The following is a 17,007-nucleotide window of genomic DNA, read 5'->3' on the forward strand; positions in this document are numbered from 1 at the left end:
ACTCGGCTCGAACGCGGCGCGGGCCAGCTGGGAAGGGCGGTGATGGCGCCAGGATGGGGCGGATATCTTAAGAAGCGGCTGCCGATATCGGTCGGATCTTAAGCATCGGCCGCTTCGCGGCGACGGGCGCTCCGGGTGTCCGTGTGCTGCCACACATCGTTGCTGGCGCAGGCCCGGTTACGGTAAACGACACGCGTGGCGGGCCGAGTGCCGCGATCCGGTGCGCGCCGGATTCCGCGTGTCGACCGAGGGCCGCCGACCATGCCGAAGCTCACCGTCAACGGCGTCACCCACGAGGTCGACGCCGACCCGGATATGCCGCTGCTCTGGGTGCTGCGGGACCGCCTTGACGCGACTGGCACCAAGTACGGCTGCGGCATCGCGCAATGCGGCGCCTGCACGGTCCATCTCGACGGACAGCCGGTGCGGTCCTGCCAGACGAAGCTCGGCGATGTCGGCACCGCCCAAATCACCACCATCGAGGGCGTCTCCGGCCGGGTGGCCGAGGCGGTCCAGGCCGCGTGGCGCAAGCTCGACGTCGTGCAGTGCGGCTACTGCCAGTCGGGACAGATCATGTCGGCGATCGGGCTCCTGTCCGGCAACGCCAAGCCCAGCGATTTCGACATCGACGGCGCCATGGACGGTAACATCTGCCGCTGCGGCACCTACCAGCGCATCCGCGCCGCGATCCACGAGGCCGCGCGCGACCTCGCCTGAAACCGAACACCCCTCCCCGCGGTCCTGACCGGAGCATCGCCGCCATGCTGAACGCCCGTCGACCGAACCGAGTCCCGCCCCCCGCCCGGACCAGCCGCCGCGGCTTCCTGGCCGGCGCCGGCGCCATCGTGGTCGCCTTCCGGCTGGACGCGAAACCCGCCCGAGCCGCCGCCGGGCCGGATCTCGCGAGCGTCAAGGCCCAGCCCAACGCCTTCGTGCGGATCGCCCCGGACGACACCGTCACGGTGGTGATCAAGCACCTCGACATGGGCCAGGGGAACACCACCGGGCTGGCCACGATCCTGGCCGACGAGCTCGGCGCCGACTGGAAGACGGTCCGCACCGAGTTCGCGCCCGCGGACGCGACGCTCTACAACAACAGCCTGATGGGCCCGATCCAGGGCACCGGCGGCTCCACCGCGGTGGCCAATTCCTGGTTCCAGCTGCGCAAGGCCGGCGCTGCCGCCCGGGAGATGCTGATGGCCGAGGCCGCCTTCCGCTGGAAGGTCCCGGTCGCGGAGATCACCGTCGCGGACGGCGTGGTGCGCCACGCGGCGTCGGGGCGGCAGGCCCGGTTCGGTGAGCTCGCCGCCTCGGCCGCCTCCCTGCCGGTCCCGTCCGAGCCGCGGCTCAAGGACCCGAGCGAGTGGAAACTCATCGGCACGAAGGTGCCGCGCCTCGATTCCGTCGCCAAGACCAACGGCTCGGCGATCTACTCCCTCGACATCCGCCGCCCGAACCAGGTCACCGCCGTCGTCGCCCGCGCCCCGCGCTTCGGCGCCACCGTGAAGACTTTTGACGCTGCCGCCGCCCGCAAGGTCGCGGGCGTGCTCGACGTGGTGCAGGTCCCCACCGGCGTGGCCGTGATCGCCCGGGACACCTGGGCGGCCATGAAGGGCCGCGAGGCGCTCACCGTCACCTGGGACGACAGCGCCGCCGAGACCCGCTCGTCCGACGCGATCCTGGCCGAGTACCGGGAGCGGGCCAAGGCCCCCGGCCTCACCGCCTCGGAGCGGGGCGACCCGCAGGCCGCGCTCAAGGGCGCCGCCAAGGTGATCGAGGCCGAGTTCACCTTCCCGTACCTCGCCCACGCGGCGATGGAGCCCCTGAACGCCACGATCGAGCGGGCGGCCGACGGCAGCTACGACGTCTATGCCGGCTTCCAGTTTCAGACCGTGGAGCAGGCGACCATGGCGGCGATCCTCGGGGTGACCCCCGACCGGGTCCGGCTCCACAGCAACTGGGCCGGCGGCTCCTTCGGCCGCCGGGCGACGCCCACCGCCGACTACCTCGCGGAAGCCGCCACCGTGCTGAAGGCCAGCGGCGAGAAGGTGCCCGTCCACCTCGTCTGGACCCGCGAGGACGACATGGCCGGCGGCTATTACCGCCCGACCGTGCTGCACAAGGTCCGGGCCGGCATCGACGCCAAGGGCGCGGTGGTCGGCTGGGACCACGTCATGGTCGGCAAGTCGATCATGATCGGCTCGCCCTTCGAGGCGATGATCGTCAAGAACGGCATCGATTCGACCACCGTGGAGGGCGCTTCCGACACGCCCTACGCGCTGCCGGCCTACCGGTTCGGCGTCCATAACGGCCGCGAGGGTGTTCCGGTCCTGTGGTGGCGCTCGGTCGGCCACACCCACACGGCGCACGTGATGGAGGTGATGATCGACGAGCTGGCCCATGCCGCCGACGTCGATCCGGTGGCCTACCGGCTGTCGCTGCTCGCGCAGGCGCCGCGCCTCTCCGGCGTGCTGAAGCTCGCCGCCGACAAGGCCGGCTGGACGGGCAAGCCGCAGAACAAGCCGCAAGAGAAGGGGCGCGGCCTCGGGGTGGCGGTCCACGAATCCTTCGGCTCCTACGTCGCCATGGTGGCCGACGTCTCCGCGCAGGAGGCCGGGATCCGGGTGAACCGGATCGTGGCGGCGGTGGATGTCGGCGTCCCGGTCAACCCGGACGTGATCCGCGCCCAGGTCGAGGGCGCGGTCGGCTTCGCCCTGTCGGCGGTGCTGCGCAACCGCATCACCCTGAAGGACGGCCAGGTGCAGGAGCACAATTTCGATGCCTACGAGCCGACCCGCATGAGCGAGATGCCGAAGGTCGAGGTGCATATCGTGCCGAGCCAGGCAGCGCCCACCGGCATCGGCGAGCCCGGCGTCCCGGTGCTGGCGCCGGCCATCGCCAACGCGGTGTTCTCCGCCACCGGCCGGCGCCTGCGCGCCCTGCCTCTTGACCTCTCCGGGGTGAAGGGCGCGTGACGAATCGCACGGCGCGCCCGTCCGCCCCGGCGTAGGACGGACGGGCCTTCCCCCCAAGGCAAGAGACCCGACTGACGACGGCGCGGCGCGACACCGCGCCGTTTTTTTTGGTTTCTGCGCGGCCGCTCGCCATCTTGGAGGCGATGCCCGCACCTGTCCCGTTCGAAGACACCGCCACCCGCCTGCGCGCCTGCCGTCTCTGCCGGGACAGCCCGCTTTACGGGCCGCCCCTGCCCCAGGAGCCGCGGCCGATCGTGCAGGGCAGCACCGGCGCCCGGCTCTGCGTGGCGAGCCAGGCCCCCGGAACCCGCGCCCACCGCACCGGTATGCCGTTCACCGATCCGTCGGGCGTGCGGCTGCGGAGCTGGCTCGGTCTCGACGAGGCGCGGTTCTACGACCCCGCCCAGGTGGCGATCGTGCCGATGGGCTCCTGCTTCCCCGGCCTCGACGCCAAGGGCGGCGACCGGCCGCCGCGCCGGGAATGCGCCGAGCGCTGGCGCTCGGAGCTGTTCTCCGGCCTGCCGAACCTCGATCTCATCCTGGTGATCGGCCAGTACGCGCAGGCCTGGCATCTGGGCCGGATGGAGGACGGCCTGACCGGCACCGTGCGACGCTGGCGCGCGATCCTCGCCGAGCCCCGCCGCCCCCGGGTCCTGCCCCTGCCCCACCCGTCCTGGCGCAACAACGGCTGGCTCAAGCGCGAGCCCTGGTTCGAGGCGGACTTGCTGCCGGTGCTGAAGGCGGAGGTGGCGCGGGTGCTGGGTGGGTGAGCATGCCCTGAACAGGCTCGACGGAGCCGCCATTCGGGCGCTACAAAAATCGTGTGCGGATGGTCTGGGACGAGCCGAAGCGTCAGAGGAACCTCAGGCCTCCGCCCGAGGGGCACGGCCTGGATTTCGCCGACGCGCAGGCCCGTTTCAAATGGGAGACCGCCCTGGTCAGCGAGACCTACGCGAGCAAGACTGGCGGGCGCCGCTTCAAGGCCATCGGTTTCCTGGACTCGCAGCTCTGACCCTCACGTTCGCGGTGCTCGGAACGGAGGTCGTTTCGGCGATCAGCCTGCGCCCTGCGAGCCGGAAGGAGCGGACGGCCTATGACGACGCGTGACATGACCAAGCGAAGGGCGCCACCGCTCAGCGATGCCGAGGAGGCCCTCCTCCAGGCGTCCATCGCCAACAATCCCGATTCGGCGGAACTGACCGACGCCGAACTGGCGCGCCTGCGCCCAGCCCGCGACGTGCTTCCGCCCGCCGTCTACGCCGCCCTGACTCAGGGGCATCCCGTGCAGGATGAGACCGGGCGGGTGCAACTCACCCTGAACGTCGATCCCGACGTGCTCGCCGCCTACAAGGCCGGCGGTCCTGATTGGCAGGCGCGGATGAACCAGGCCCTGGCCGAGGGCATCGCGCGTGGCAAGCGGCGCACCAGGACCGTCAAGCGCGGCTGACGCGCCGGGGCCGGATTGACAGGGATCGCCGCGGCATGGTCGGTGCCGCCAGCCCGAAGGACGCCCCGATGACCGTGAGTGCCGACCCCCGCGACCGCCTGATCGTGGCCCTCGATCTCCCGAGCGTGCCCGAGGCCGAGGCGCTAATCGACCGGATCGGCGATGCCGCGACCTTCTACAAGATCGGCTACCGGCTGGGCTACGCGGGCGGGTTGGCGCTGGCCGAGCGGCTGGCGGCGCGGGGCCTCAAGATTTTCCTCGACCTGAAGCTCCACGACATCGGCAACACCGTCGAGGAGGGCGTGCGCTCGGCCTCGGGCCTGGGCGCCACCTTCCTGACCGTGCACGCCTATCCCCAGACCATGCGGGCGGCCGTCCGCGGACGGGGCGCGGGCCTCAAGATCCTGGCCGTGACGGTGCTGACCTCCTACGACGATGCCGACGCGGCTGAGGCCGGCTACGGCCTGCCGGTGGCCGAGCTGGTCGCCAAGCGCGCCGCCCAGGCCGCGGAGATTGGTATCGACGGCCTGGTCTGCTCGGCGACCGAGGCGGCCTCGGTCCGGCGCATCGTCGGGCCCGACCGGCTGATCGTCACCCCGGGCATCCGCCCGGCGGGCGCCGAGGCCGGCGACCAGAAGCGGGTGATGACCCCCGGGGACGCTCGCAAGGCCGGCATCGATCACGTCGTGGTCGGGCGCCCGATCACCGGCGCCGCCGACCCGCGCGCGGTCGCCCAGGCGATCGTCGCCGACCTGGCCTGATCCCCGGCATTGCCTTCAGGCAACCGGAATCCATCTCAACTCCGCAACCGATGAGGCGCAGGATGGCAAAGGGCTACTGGATCGCGCGGGTCGATGTCCGCGACGCGGAGGCCTACAAGGATTACGTGGCCGCCAACGGCGCCGCCTTCGCCAAGCATGGCGGCCGTTTCCTGGTGCGCGGCGGCGCCTTCGAGGCGGTGATGGGGCAGCCCCGATCCCGCAACGTGGTGATCGAATTCCCGAGCTACGCCGACGCCCTGGCCTGCTGGAACTCCGATCTCTACCAGGCGGCCAAGGCCAAGCAGCGCGGCGGGGTCGAGGCCGAGATCCTGGTGATCGAGGGCTATGACGGCCCGCAGCCCAGCACTTCCGAGCCCGCGCCGGAAGCCGGACGGGCCTCGGAGTAGGCGTGCCGGATCGACCTAGCTCTGTCGGGAAGGATGCAGGATCGCCAGCACCTGGACAACGCTGGCAGCATTATCGACCGCGTAGAAGACGCGATATCGGTAGCGGGATGAGACTGCTTTGCGCACGCCCGCTTCGCCCTGGGCGCGCCCGCTGAAGGGATGGACGCTCAACCGGCCGATCGCGGTTTGGATATCTGCTTCGACGTTGGCGGCGCCGCGGGGATTGCGGAGCATGAGGTAGTCCGCGATGCCGTCGAGATCTGCAAGGGCCGCACGGGTGTAGACGATCCTCAAGGCCTGAAGCGGCGGAACGCGGCTTCGACTTCTGCCGCTGTGGCGAACCGGCCCGCGCGTAGGTCGGCCAAGCCGCGTTGCACAGCGGCGCGTTCCTCATCGCTCATCGGTTCGGGCGAGTCGTGGTTGATACCGACAGGAGGGGCTGTCGTGTCTGCTGGACGCAGCACGCCGCCGTTGCCCGTCAAGGCCGTCGTGCGAGGAGGGAGGCGGCGCGTCATTCGTCGAGCATAAGACCACGCAAGCCTGTGTGGAAGTGCCGCCGAAGCTGCCGTTTCCTGGCTTCGATGCGTGACCTACGCCGGTCCGGCATCAGTCCGCCCCCTCGGCGCGAGGCCCCGCAGCAGGAACGCTGTCATGGCCTCGAGCGAGGGCACCGGCTGAAGCGCGGTCTGCCCGACCAGCAGCGGATGCGTGTAGCGGGCGATGCCGGCATGGATGCAGGCGGCCGCTTCCGCCGGGTCGGCGGCCTCGAACTCGCCGCGCGCCACCCCGTCGCGGATGATGCGCTCGAACCCGGCTGTGACCCGGGCGATGTGATGGCGGCAGACCTCCCAGCTCTCGCCCATGGCCGCCTCGACCATCTCGTGCAGCCGGGGAAACTCTTTGCTGCGCCGGGTGCAGTCGCGGTGCAGCAGGTCGATCGCCGCCACCAGGCGCTCGGTGGCGCTGAGGCCCGGACGGGCGGCCACTTCCGAGACCAGGGCCTCGATCTCGCCGATCAGCCGCTCCAGCACCGCCTCGTTGATCGCCTTCTTCGAGTCGAAGAACCGGTAGACGTTGGCCGGGCTCATCTTCAGCGTCCGGGCGATGTCCGCCACGGTGGTCTTCTGGTAGCCGATCTCGCGAAAATACCCCGCCGCCGTCGCCAGGATCCGGCAGCGGGTGGTCGGTGCGCTCTCCTCCGCGAGCAGGGGGTTCGGGGCATCCAGGGACATGCCCTCTCACTAGGACACGGGCGCGGCGGGCGTCAAAGACCCCGACCGCTCCCGATCCACGATTCCCTGCGGCGGGTCCGCGCGTCCGGAACCCTCTCCGCCCGGACCGATTGCCCCGGCATCCGGCCGCCTCACAGGCGGCGCGCGCGAGACACGCACGATGATCCTGACCGACAAGCGAGCCCTGATCACCGGAGCCGATTCCGGCATCGGGCAGGCCACCGCGGAACTGTTCGCCCGCGAGGGCGCGGACGTAGCGATTACCTACCACACCGACGAGGCGGGCATCCGGGAGACCGCCGCCCGGGTCGAGGCCACGGGCCGCCGGGCCCTGGTTCTGCAACTGGATGTCGGCGACCCGGCCGCGGTGAACGCCGCCTACGACCGCATCGGCAGCGAGCTGGGCGGCCTCGACATCCTGGTGGCCAATGCCGGTCAAGCGATGAGCGGCGTGCCGGTGGCCGAGATGGACGATGCCCTGCTGGAGCGCATCCTGCGGGTGAACCTGATGGGACCACTGTTCTGCGCGCGCCCGTTCATCGGGATGCGTCGGGCGGAGGGCGGCAGCGGCAAGATCGTGTTCGTCTCCTCGGTGGCCCAGCACCTGCCGACCCCCGAGAGCGCCCCCTACGGCATGTCGAAGGCCGGGCTCGGCTCCCTGTGCCGCAGCCTGTCGCGGGAACTCGCCGAGGACCGGATCAACGTCAACAACGTCGCCCCCGGCCTGATCGAGACACCGATGACCGCCGACCGCTTCGAGAAGACCGAGGTGCTCGATCAGTCCCTGGAGCGGATCCCGTGGCACCGGGCCGGCCAGCCGGAAGAGATCGCCCGGGCGATCCTGTATCTCGCCTCGGGCGCGTCCGATTACGTCACCGGCCACACGCTGGTGGTCGATGGCGGCCTGACCATGCAGTGGGGCGGTGCCTGAAACGGCAACGGGCGCCGGGCTTGTTGGCCCGGCGCCCGGCGCTGAAACGAACCTCGTGGTGCGAGGCCGCCGGCGCGATGCCGGGCGGCCGTCGTCGAGCCTACGACCCGAACTGCGAGCCCAGCTGCTCCAGGTACTCGGCCAGGTCGAGGCCGGCGACGCGCTTGCCGTAATCGAAGCGCATGCCCTGGCGGATGTCGATGCTGGCATCGCGGGTGGTCAGGGTGAACGGCCGAACGCACACCCAGGCCCCGTCGCGGCGGTGCTCAAAGTAGCCGAGGATCTCGTGCTTGGCCATGTCCTGCCCTCCGGAATAGTCGTTGAGGACATAACCGTCACGCTGGCGTTCGGTTCGCCGGGCGCGACTGTTTTTCTCGCCCGATCCGAGACGAATCGAGTGTTCGGGTCACGCCGAGCCAGATCTCGGCAGAGCTTGACTATAACAGTTCAAGGCAAGGCGCGCCCGCACCGTCACCCTCGGGGCGGCGCGGGTCTTGGAAAGGCCGGCGTATCCACTCGCGGCGCCGGCCGAGATTCGTCGCGTCAGCGGTCGGCCTTCTCGCCGGCCGTGGTCAGGGCGAGGTAGCGCTCGGTGGTCGGCTTGATCAGCGCGCGCACCGCCTCGGCCATGCCCTGCTCCTCCTTCAGCGATTGTTGGAAGCCGGTCCGGTGGCCCTGCTGGCCGGCCGCGTCGGCGATCGTGAGCAGGGACTCGTAGGCCGCGATCTCGAAATTCTCGAAGGCGTGGTTGGCGTAGGTGTTCTTCAGGATCTCGTCCTGGGCCGGCGTGTGGCCGAGGGCCATCATGTTGCCGACGAAGCCCAAAAACCCCTCCTTGAGCGCCGAGGGGCTGTCACCCAGGCTCTGCAGGGCTTCCTCCAGGCGCTGGCGCTGGCCGTGCGTCTCCTCGATGTGCCGGCGCAGGGCCTTCTCCATCTCCGGATAATGCTCCAGGCGCTCGACCTGCCGCTCCATGATCTGCAGGGCCTGCATCTCGACGGCGTGGGTGTTCTTCAGGGCGGTGACGTAGATGGATCGTGTGTCCAAGGTCATGCTGCAGTCTCGCGAGGGGTGTGGATCGTGGCGATCCGGTCCCCAGGGGAACGCCTCGCGCGCACGGCCAAGTTCCTGCCGGGAAGGTCGCAGGCCCCGCCCCGATCGGCCCCGGGCGCGCCTGCCGAGCGCGTGGCCCCAGGGCCACAGCGACCCCGTCACCGCATGCGGAAAACGGCTTTCCCGCATGGGATGAGGATGAAAAGTCGGGCCGTCACGCCCGCGTCGCACAGCTTGTCCGAGAAGTCCCGGAGCCCACCTCCGGTCCGCCTGTCGGACCCGCGCCTGCACGGGGTGACGATTGATGTCCCGCTTCATCCTTCCGGGCGCCCTGGCGCTCGCCGCCGGCCTCACGGCCCTTCCCGCCCGCGCCCAGGATGTCGCCGCGATGGCGGCCCGGATGGACGCGATGCAGCGGCAGATGCAGGCGATGCAGCAGGAGCTCGCCGCCCTGCGCCGGCAGGCGGGAACGCAGCGCAGCGCGCTGGCCGGCGAGACGCGTGCCCGACGAGCCCTGTCGCACGAGCAGGCGCGCCTCGCCGCGCGGACCGAGCGCCAGCAGCAGGTGGCGCAGGCGGGCGGCCCGGGCGGGGCGCGGCCGGCCACCTCCGAGCATACGCCGGTGATCCTCGCCAACGACCTCGTTTGCAACGCCGGCAGCTACGCGCTGGGGCCGGCGATCTGCTTCACCCCGGGGGGCTTCGTCGAGCTGGCGGGCGTCTTCCGCAACCCCAACCTCGTCTCGGACGTCGCCACCGACTTCAACGGCGTCCCGTTCCGCAACAGCCCGCAGGCGCGCGAGAGCGAGTTCCGCTTCTCCGCCCGGCAGAGTCGCCTGAGCGGCCTGTTCACCGCCAAGGTCGAGCCGACGCTCCAGATCTCGGGCTATTACGAGATCGATTTCCTGGCGGCCGGCACCACCTCGAATTCCCGCGAGAGCAACAGCTACACGCCGCGGGTCCGGCAGATCTTCGCCACCGTCGACGCCCTGGAGTCCGGCTGGCACGTGCTGGCGGGCCAGGCCTGGAGCCTGATCACCACGGACCTCTCCGGGATCACGCCGCTCAAGGAGCAGATCCCGCTCACCATCGACGCGCAATACGTCCCGGGCTTCAACTGGACCCGCAACCCGCAGGTGCGGGTGGTCAAGGACCTGGCGCCGGGCCTCTGGGCCGGCCTGTCGGCGGAATCGCCCCAGAGCGTGCTGCCGCCGAGCCCGTTCGCCGCGCCGGGCCTCGTCAACCTCAACAACACCGGCGACGGTGCCGGCCTGCTCAACACCGCGACCACCTACTCGAACAACAGCGCCCCCGACATCGTCGGCAAGCTCGCCGTCGAGCCGGGCTTCGGCCATTACGAGGTCAAGGGGCTGGTGCGCGTCTTCGACGACCGCCTGAGCGCGACCAACATCACCGCCGCGAGCCGCCTCCCCGGCCGCTCGGACAGCGCCCTGGGCTACGGGATCGGCGGCGCCGCCACCCTGCCGGTGATCGACAAGGGGCTCGACATCCAGGTCAGCGGCCTCGTCGGCCAGGGCATCGGCCGCTACGGCTCGGCGCAGCTGCCGGACTTCGCCCTCAAGGCCGACGGCTCGATTGCGCCGATCCCGGCCTTCCAGCTGCTGACCGGCGCGGTCGCCCATGTCCAGCCGGGCACCGACGTCTACCTCTATGCCGGCTGGGAGCACGCGTCGCGGGCCGGCGCCCGCAACACCACGGGCTACGGCGCGCCGACCCTGGTGGTGACGGGCTGCGCCGTCGAGGGGGCGGCGAGCGGGACCTGCCAGGCGGAGAGCCGGGACATCCGGCAGATCACCGGCGGCTTCTGGCACGACCTGTACAAGGGCCCGTACGGGCGCCTCGTGGCGGGCGCGCAGGCCTCCTACACCGAGCGCGACGCCTTCCGGGGCCTCTACGGGATCCAGCCCTCCGCCCACCTCGTCACCGGGCTGGCCTCGCTGCGCTACTATCCGTTCTGACGGTTAGGCCAGGGAAGCCGGGGCCAAGGCTGCCCTATCGCAGACCCTCCGCCTGCAACGCCGTCTGCACGGCCGGGCGCCCGCGCACCCGGCCGTACCAGGCCTGAAGGTTGTGCAGGCGATCGAAGTGGATGTCGGCCCGGTAATAGGAGGTCAGCCACGGGGCCTGCCCCCAGCCGGTGAGCGCGAACAGGTAGGCATCGGCGACCGTGAAGCTGTCACCCAGGAGGAAATCCTGCGCGGCGAGCTGCCCATCGATCCAGGCATAGCGCGCTTCGAGCTTCGGCTTGGCGGTCTCGACCCAGCGCCCCGCCAGCCGGGCGTAGAGCAGGGGGACGAAGCCCTTGTGGATTTCCGAATTGAGGAAGCCGAGCATCTCCTGAAGGCGGTAGCGCGCGAAGCTGCCGTTCGCCGGGGCGAGACCCGCCGCCGGCTTCAGGTCGGCGAGGTATTGCAGGATGGCGGGGCCCTCCCGCAGGACGGTGCCGTCGCCGAGATCGAGGGCCGGGACGTAGCCGTGCGGGTTGACGGCAAGGTAATCCTCGCCCGCCTCCGTCCTGTGCGTGGCGTGATCGACCCGGCAGATCGTCAGGTCGAGGCCGAGTTCGTGGGCGACGATATGCGGCGCGAGCGAGCAGCTCGCGGGGATGGAATACAGTTTCATGGACAAGCTCTGAAGACGTGCCGTAACGTCGATGCCGGAAACGATGGTTTCCAGACCTTTGCCTAGCGCAGTCGAGACGATGCCGGAAGAACGCAGTAGTTTGAGCGCTGGGCACAAGAATTATACTGTGCCGGGTTCGGGCCCGGGCCGATGAGGGCGACCGTGACCGGGTGCTCCGTCGAGCACGCGATGCACCTGCTCGGCGGCCGCTGGCGCCTGCTGCTGGTGTCCTATCTGATCGACGGCCCGAAACGCTTCAACGAGTTGCGGCGCGACATGCCCGGCATCTCGCAGCGGATGCTGACACTGGATCTGCGCGCCCTCGAAGCCACCGGCCTGATCCGGCGGACCGTGTATCCGACGACGCCGGTGAAGGTGGAGTATGCCCTGACCGAGGACGGGATGCGGCTGAAGAAGGTCGTGTCCGTCGTCCAGGAATTCGGGCTGTGGCTGAAGCAGCGTGACGCGGCCTGAGCGTTTCGCCGCGTCCTGACCCGGTCAGTGCAGGGACAGGTTTGCCGAGGCGCGCTGCCGCTCGGCGAGATGTTTGCCGATCTCGAGCAGCAGGGTTTCCGTCAGGGCGACGATGCGCGTGTCGCCGAGTTCCGAGACGGCGTTGTGTAGGGACAGGCACAGGTCTGCTGTCTTGTTCAGGGCTCCCTCGATCGTGCTCCCGTCCCGGGTGGCGAAGGCGATGCCGGCGGCCTTGCTGTCCGAGATCTCGACCACGACCCCCCGGCCCGTCGTCGGGCGGCCGTCCTCGTCCAGATAGAAATGGCCGCGGGTGAACACCCAGCGCAGCCGCCCTTCCGGGGAGCAGACCCGGTACTCCGCGGTGTAGGAGCCGCCGGATTGCACGCAGTCCAGGATGACCTGCGTGATATGCGCCTGATCCTCGTGATAAACCGCCTTCATGATCTCGGCGAGACCGACGCCCGCGCGCGACCGGGCCGGGCTGATGTTGAACAGCAACGCCGTGACCGGGTCGGCGTGCGCATCGTCGTTGGGGATATCCCACATCCAGAACCCGACGCCGCCCGAGGCTTCGAGCGCCGCGATCAGGGCGGCCTCGGAGACGATGTCGTCGGACTGATCCACCACGATATCCCCCGATATCCGATCGCCTGTCTGCGTCAGCCCGGTTACTGATCGGCACGGCCATGCGGGCCGGCTGTATCAGACATTGTCGATCGAACAGAGCACGCCGGCGCCGGTTGCCCCCTGTCCCCGCCCCGCCGCTCGCCCTCGTCCCCGAATCGCGCTCCGGACGGCCCTCAGACCTTGCCCTTCCAGGGCACCAGCCTGCGTTCCAGCCAGCGCATGCCGAACTCGAACAGGGCGGCGAACAGGCCGATCACCAGGATCCCCATCACCACCACGTCGGTGCGCAGGAAGTTCGAGGCGTTGAGGACGAGCTGGCCGAGCCCGGCCTGGGCCGCCACCATTTCGGCGGCGACCAGGGTTGTCCAGCCCACGCCCATGCCGATCCGCAGGCCGATCAGGATCTCCGGCAGCGCCGCCGGCAGCACCACGTAGCGCAGCACCTGCCAGCGGCTCGCCCCCAGCGCCCGCGCCGCGTTGATCTGGTCGCCGGAGGCGGAGAGCACGCCCGAGCGCGTCGCCAGGGCCACCGGGGCGAAGCAGGCCAGGACGATCAGCAGCACCTTCGACAGCTCGCCGATCCCGAACCAGATGATCATCAGCGGCAGGTAGGCCAGGGGCGGCAGCGGCCGGTAGAATTCGATCAGCGGATCGAGCAGGCCCCGGGCGATCCGGCTCGTCCCCATGGCGAGGCCCGCGGGAATCCCGGCCGCGGCGGCGATCAGGAAGGCGCCGACCACGCGCAGCAGGCTGTCCCGGACATGCATGCCGAGCGGCGCCCCGTCGAGATCGCCGTTCCAGGCCTGCGCGAAGGCCGACAGGATCGCCCCCGGGGGCGGCAGGAACAGCGGCTTGACCCAGCCGGCCTCGGTCGCGAGCGCCCAGAGCGCCAGCACGGCGAGCACCGTCGCGATGCTGACGGCCGGGACCAGCGCTCCGTCGCGCAGGGCGCGGCCGGCTCCGAAACGTCGGCGGGGTGCCGCCTCGGCGGGGGCGGGAGCCGGCGTATCGAGGGGCAAGCCGCTCATCTCAGGCTCCGAGCGCCGGCTCTGCGCGGTGATGGATCTGCCCGAGCACGCGCTCGCGCATGGCGATGAAGTCCGGATCCGACTTCACCGCCCGGGCGTCGCGCCCGGCCAGGAAGGCCCGGGAGAAGGGCAGCGCGATCGTCTCGACGATGCGGCCGGGGCGCGGGCTCATGATCAGCAGCGTGGTGGCGAGGAAGACCGCCTCCTCGACATCGTGGGTGATGAAGAACGCCATCTTGCCGGTCCGGTCCCAGACCCGGAGGATCAGCTCCTGGACCTGCTCGCGGGTGAAGGCGTCGAGCGCGCCCAGCGGCTCGTCCATCAGCAGGGCGCGCGGGTCGCTGGCGAGCGCCCGCGCGATGCCGACCCGCTGCTGCATGCCGCCGGAGAGCTCGTAGACCTTCCGGTCTGCGAAGTCGGCGAGGCCGACGAGGTCGAGCATGGCGCGGGCGATCCGGCGCCGTTCCGCCCGGGGGACGCCGCGCATCTTCGGGCCGAAGGCGACGTTCTCGGCGACATCCAGCCAGGGCATCAGGGCGTGGCGCTGGAACACCACGCCCCGGTCGGCCCCCGGCCCCCGGATCGGCTTGCCGTCGAGCAGGATGCTGCCCGCGCTCGGTTCGAGGAAGCCCGCGATCGCCGACAGCAGGGTGGTCTTGCCGCAGCCCGAGGCGCCCAGCGCGACCACGAACTCCCCCGGCCGGATGGTCAGGTCGATCCCCGAGAGGGCGGCGACGGTGGAGTCCCCCGCCCCGTACTGGACGCTGACGTTGCGGATCTCGATCATGGGCCGCTCCGAACCTGCCGCCGGGGAGCCATCGCTATTTCCGGGCCGCGGCCGCGTAATCGGTGGTGACGAACCGGCCGTAATCCGGCGCCAGCGCCTGCACGCGTCCTTGCGCCTTCAGGAACTCGGCGGTCTCGGTCAGGGCCTTGGCGGCGGCGCCGCCGAGCCAGGCCGGGGAGGCCTGCGCGTCGAGGGTCGGGAAGCGGTAGGCCGCCAGGCTCGCCGGCACCTCCTCGGGGGTCGAGCCGGTGATCTTGGCCGTGGCCTTCACCTCCGGCGCATCGGCGGCCCAGGGCTTGGCCACATAGGCGGCGTCCTGCGCGGCGATGAGCTTCACGAGGGTGACGAGAAAGTCCCGGTTCTTGGCCGCCCAGGCCCGGTCCACCACCAGGCCGTCGAAGGTCGCCTTGCCCTGGCGGGCGATGTCGCCGGCCGAGATCAGCACCGTGCCGGACTTCTTCACCCGGGCCAGCACCGGATCCCAGATGAAGGTCGCGTCGATGTCGCCGCGCTCCCAGGCGGCGGCGATCTCGGGCGGGCGCATGTTGAGGATCGTGACATCCTTCTGGGTCAGCCCGGCCCCCGCCAGCGCCGCGATGAGCTGGTAGTGTGAGGTCGAGACGAACGGCACCGCGACCGTCTTGCCGCGCAGGTCGGCGAGGCTCTTCACGCCGCTGCCGTTGCGCGCGACCAGCTGCTCGGCATCGGCGATCTCGTCCAGGATCCAGAACAATTCGATGTCGAGCCCCTGGGAGGCCGCCGCAGCGATCGGGCTCGATCCCGCCTCGCCGATCTGGACGTTGCCGGACGCCATGGCGCGGATCACGTCGCCGCCGCCGCCGAACTTGCGCCAGTGCACCGTGTAGCCGGTGGCCTTCTCGATGGCGCCCGAATCCATCAGGGCCCGGAACGGCACCACCATGTCTTGATGGGCGAAGGTGACCTCCTTGTCGGCGGCCCCGGCACGGCCGGGCGCCAGGGCGCCGAGGACCAGCGGCGCGAGCGCCGCGAGGATGGCCAACGCGCCGAGTCTGCGGCGATGCGAACCTGCTGGAATCATGAACCTCATCCCCCTCCGGCACCCCGACCCAATGCCGAGCCGGCTTGCCGACGGCAGGGTCGGACAAGTTAAGCTTCGGAGGCAAGGGGATATCGCTCCGGGCCGGTCTCGCGCTTCGCGGACCCGGCCATCCGCCCCGGGCGGGGACGATCGGCAGCGGAAGCCTGTGGACCGCACAAGGCTTCGATAGATTTGCCTTTCAGAATCGAAACCTTTATAAATCCCATCAATTCGATTCAAAAAAATGAATTTAGGCTAGATCATGTCGATCCTGCGATATATTCTTCTCGGACTCTCTGTCTTGTCGTTCGCCATCGTGCTGGTCTTCTGGGCCGTGAGCGGACGTGCGATGGATCTGGTCGTGTTCTTGGTGGCCGCTTTTCTGATCTCCAACAGCATCTATATTCTGTTTTCCAACCCGACATTGAAAACGAGTGCCGTGTTCGACCGTGCGGCAACCGGGCTTGCTTTCGCGTCGCTCGAACTGCAGCACCAGGCCAAGGAGGCCAAGATTCGGGAGGCCGAGGCCGAGCGGATCCGAGCCCAGGAGGCCGAGCAGAACACATCAAAGCTGCGGGCGGCCGAGGAATTCATCAGCTACGTGCGCCAGAACCCGCTCATGCGCCGGCGGCAAACCGTCGAGGTCAAGCAGATCACCCTGCGCAACGATGTGAAGAGCATCGCGCTTCCGGCCCTGGAACTGGCCCGCCCTGCCCCCGTGGAGCTGAACGGCCAGCATCATGTCGATTCGGACCTGGCGAGCATGGCCCCGCCGCCCGGCGCCGTGCCGCGGCTCGGAAGCTAGAGCGTGCGCCGCCGGATCGGCTGCCTCCGCAGCCTCACTGGCGCGGGGTGCACCGTCTCTGGCCACTCCCCTCGACCTTGCCGGTGGCGAAAGTGAACACCGACTTCTCCTCGATCGCGGCGGCGCCGGTGGTCTTCATGAAGCCCGCATAACCTTTGCAGGTCTTCGCGTTCGGCGTGTCGTCAAGGGCGCGCCAGAACGTGAGCCCCCGGGCGTCGAATTTGAATTCCGCCTCATCCTCGCAGCCCGTCGTCGGGTCGCATCGCCCCTGCACCGAATAGCCGGTCTGGAGCCGCTTGCGGCCGGCCGGCACCGCATAGATCACCAGCACCCGGTCCGGGCTGGTGCCGTGGTCGAGGATCAGGTGCGACCCGACCAGCCGGATGTAGAAGAAGGCGTCGGCATCACCCTCCCCCAGCACGACGTCGCCGGGACGCTGCTCCACGCCGCAATCGGCCTTCAAGTCGGCGGTCGTCTTGCGAACCAGAAACCGGTTGCCGACGGAATCGGATTTCTCGGTCGCCAGCACCGTGGCCGCGGGGTTGCGGTAGCAGTGCCAGGCCATGGTGGGTGCGGCAGCTTGCCCGGCCGCCGGCTCCGCCTCCGCCACCGCGCCGGGCGCGCAGAGGGCCAGGACGACGGATACCAGACACCGCACGCGCATCGTCGGAACCTTCAATAGTCTTGAAACCATCTGATTCGCCGATGTGCAATGATAGATGCCGGCCTGGTGCGACCTGTGAGTGTCCGTGACCTACCCGTCAAGGCGATTCGAGTG

At 70.0% G+C, this 17,007-nt stretch carries 21 protein-coding genes; 11 read left to right on the forward strand and 10 right to left on the reverse strand.

The annotated features are described in order from the left end of the window. Positions 1 to 261: 261 nt before the first annotated feature. The 7 genes from BM228_RS02275 to BM228_RS02305 all read left to right on the forward strand — a co-directional run bounded on the left by BM228_RS02275 (position 262) and on the right by BM228_RS02305 (position 5,590). Positions 262 to 717 carry a (2Fe-2S)-binding protein gene (locus BM228_RS02275; protein ID WP_092036822.1) on the forward strand — a complete coding sequence of 152 codons (456 nt, stop codon included), beginning with the start codon at positions 262 to 264 and terminating at the stop codon, positions 715 to 717. Positions 718 to 761: 44 nt separating this feature from the next. Then, entirely contained in the window at positions 762 to 2,975 is a 2,214-nt protein-coding gene (locus tag BM228_RS02280) for a xanthine dehydrogenase family protein molybdopterin-binding subunit (protein WP_092036824.1), read from the forward strand. Between the two features lie 143 nt (positions 2,976 to 3,118). Next, positions 3,119 to 3,745 (forward strand): uracil-DNA glycosylase family protein, encoded by a 627-nt coding sequence (locus tag BM228_RS02285; RefSeq protein WP_092036826.1) that lies wholly within the window; start codon positions 3,119 to 3,121, stop codon positions 3,743 to 3,745. A gap of 59 nt (positions 3,746 to 3,804) precedes the next feature. Next, positions 3,805 to 3,987, forward strand: coding sequence for a BrnT family toxin (locus tag BM228_RS36050; RefSeq protein ID WP_425284888.1), 183 nt, complete (start codon positions 3,805 to 3,807; stop codon positions 3,985 to 3,987). Between the two features lie 81 nt (positions 3,988 to 4,068). Continuing rightward, positions 4,069 to 4,422, forward strand: a complete 354-nt coding sequence (locus BM228_RS02295; RefSeq protein ID WP_092036828.1) for a BrnA antitoxin family protein — start codon at positions 4,069 to 4,071, stop codon at positions 4,420 to 4,422. Between the two features lie 68 nt (positions 4,423 to 4,490). Further along, positions 4,491 to 5,183: an orotidine-5'-phosphate decarboxylase gene (pyrF, locus tag BM228_RS02300; protein ID WP_092037326.1), complete on the forward strand. Its 693-nt coding sequence runs from the start codon at positions 4,491 to 4,493 to the stop codon at positions 5,181 to 5,183. 62 nt (positions 5,184 to 5,245) lie between these two features. Beyond that, the gene (locus BM228_RS02305) at positions 5,246 to 5,590 is read left to right on the forward strand and encodes a DUF1330 domain-containing protein (protein ID WP_007563362.1); all 345 of its coding nucleotides are present in this window, start codon (positions 5,246 to 5,248) and stop codon (positions 5,588 to 5,590) included. A gap of 15 nt (positions 5,591 to 5,605) precedes the next feature. Here the strand turns inward: BM228_RS02305 and BM228_RS02310 are convergent, their stop codons facing one another. After that, complete coding sequence (locus tag BM228_RS02310) at positions 5,606 to 5,884, reverse strand: type II toxin-antitoxin system RelE/ParE family toxin (RefSeq protein ID WP_092036830.1); 279 nt, start codon at positions 5,882 to 5,884, stop codon at positions 5,606 to 5,608. A gap of 296 nt (positions 5,885 to 6,180) precedes the next feature. Next, the gene (locus BM228_RS02315) at positions 6,181 to 6,822 is read right to left on the reverse strand and encodes a TetR/AcrR family transcriptional regulator (protein WP_092036832.1); all 642 of its coding nucleotides are present in this window, start codon (positions 6,820 to 6,822) and stop codon (positions 6,181 to 6,183) included. Between the two features lie 160 nt (positions 6,823 to 6,982). Here BM228_RS02315 and BM228_RS02320 point away from each other — a divergent pair, with 160 nt between their 5' ends. After that, positions 6,983 to 7,753 carry an SDR family NAD(P)-dependent oxidoreductase gene (locus BM228_RS02320; protein WP_092036834.1) on the forward strand — a complete coding sequence of 257 codons (771 nt, stop codon included), beginning with the start codon at positions 6,983 to 6,985 and terminating at the stop codon, positions 7,751 to 7,753. A 100-nt stretch (positions 7,754 to 7,853) separates the two neighbouring features. Here the strand turns inward: BM228_RS02320 and BM228_RS02325 are convergent, their stop codons facing one another. Both BM228_RS02325 and BM228_RS02330 read right to left on the reverse strand, forming a co-directional pair. After that, positions 7,854 to 8,051: a hypothetical protein gene (locus BM228_RS02325; RefSeq protein WP_092036836.1), complete on the reverse strand. Its 198-nt coding sequence runs from the start codon at positions 8,049 to 8,051 to the stop codon at positions 7,854 to 7,856. A gap of 245 nt (positions 8,052 to 8,296) precedes the next feature. Next, on the reverse strand, positions 8,297 to 8,806 hold the full coding sequence (locus BM228_RS02330) for a ferritin-like domain-containing protein (protein ID WP_092036838.1): 510 nt from the start codon (positions 8,804 to 8,806) through the stop codon (positions 8,297 to 8,299). Between the two features lie 304 nt (positions 8,807 to 9,110). Between BM228_RS02330 and BM228_RS02335 the strand changes: the two genes are divergently transcribed. Further along, on the forward strand, positions 9,111 to 10,784 hold the full coding sequence (locus BM228_RS02335; protein WP_092036840.1) for a hypothetical protein: 1,674 nt from the start codon (positions 9,111 to 9,113) through the stop codon (positions 10,782 to 10,784). Positions 10,785 to 10,818: 34 nt separating this feature from the next. Here BM228_RS02335 and gstA read toward each other — a convergent pair whose 3' ends face one another. Continuing rightward, the gene (gstA, locus tag BM228_RS02340) at positions 10,819 to 11,448 is read right to left on the reverse strand and encodes a glutathione transferase GstA (protein ID WP_092036842.1); all 630 of its coding nucleotides are present in this window, start codon (positions 11,446 to 11,448) and stop codon (positions 10,819 to 10,821) included. Positions 11,449 to 11,598: 150 nt separating this feature from the next. Here gstA and BM228_RS02345 point away from each other — a divergent pair, with 150 nt between their 5' ends. Then, positions 11,599 to 11,922 (forward strand): winged helix-turn-helix transcriptional regulator, encoded by a 324-nt coding sequence (locus BM228_RS02345; RefSeq protein ID WP_092036844.1) that lies wholly within the window; start codon positions 11,599 to 11,601, stop codon positions 11,920 to 11,922. Between the two features lie 24 nt (positions 11,923 to 11,946). On the opposite strand, the gene BM228_RS02350 is transcribed toward BM228_RS02345, so the two are convergent. The 4 genes from BM228_RS02350 to tauA form a co-directional block, all read right to left on the reverse strand. Then, positions 11,947 to 12,546, reverse strand: coding sequence for a PAS domain-containing protein (locus BM228_RS02350; RefSeq protein WP_092036845.1), 600 nt, complete (start codon positions 12,544 to 12,546; stop codon positions 11,947 to 11,949). Positions 12,547 to 12,722: 176 nt separating this feature from the next. Then, a complete protein-coding gene (locus BM228_RS02355) occupies positions 12,723 to 13,577 on the reverse strand; it encodes an ABC transporter permease subunit (RefSeq protein ID WP_092036847.1) in 855 nt (284 codons plus the stop codon). Between the two features lies 1 nt (position 13,578). Further along, positions 13,579 to 14,364, reverse strand: a complete 786-nt coding sequence (locus tag BM228_RS02360) for a taurine ABC transporter ATP-binding protein (protein WP_092036849.1) — start codon at positions 14,362 to 14,364, stop codon at positions 13,579 to 13,581. Positions 14,365 to 14,398: 34 nt separating this feature from the next. Continuing rightward, complete coding sequence (gene tauA, locus BM228_RS02365; protein ID WP_244536991.1) at positions 14,399 to 15,385, reverse strand: taurine ABC transporter substrate-binding protein; 987 nt, start codon at positions 15,383 to 15,385, stop codon at positions 14,399 to 14,401. Between the two features lie 340 nt (positions 15,386 to 15,725). Here tauA and BM228_RS02370 point away from each other — a divergent pair, with 340 nt between their 5' ends. Then, positions 15,726 to 16,229 carry a hypothetical protein gene (locus tag BM228_RS02370; RefSeq protein WP_092036853.1) on the forward strand — a complete coding sequence of 168 codons (504 nt, stop codon included), beginning with the start codon at positions 15,726 to 15,728 and terminating at the stop codon, positions 16,227 to 16,229. Between the two features lie 34 nt (positions 16,230 to 16,263). Here BM228_RS02370 and BM228_RS02375 read toward each other — a convergent pair whose 3' ends face one another. Next, the gene (locus tag BM228_RS02375; protein WP_092036856.1) at positions 16,264 to 16,893 is read right to left on the reverse strand and encodes a hypothetical protein; all 630 of its coding nucleotides are present in this window, start codon (positions 16,891 to 16,893) and stop codon (positions 16,264 to 16,266) included. Positions 16,894 to 17,007 lie beyond the last annotated feature (114 nt).

This window comes from Methylobacterium pseudosasicola, from assembly GCF_900114535.1.
Lineage (GTDB): Bacteria > Pseudomonadota > Alphaproteobacteria > Rhizobiales > Beijerinckiaceae > Methylobacterium > Methylobacterium pseudosasicola.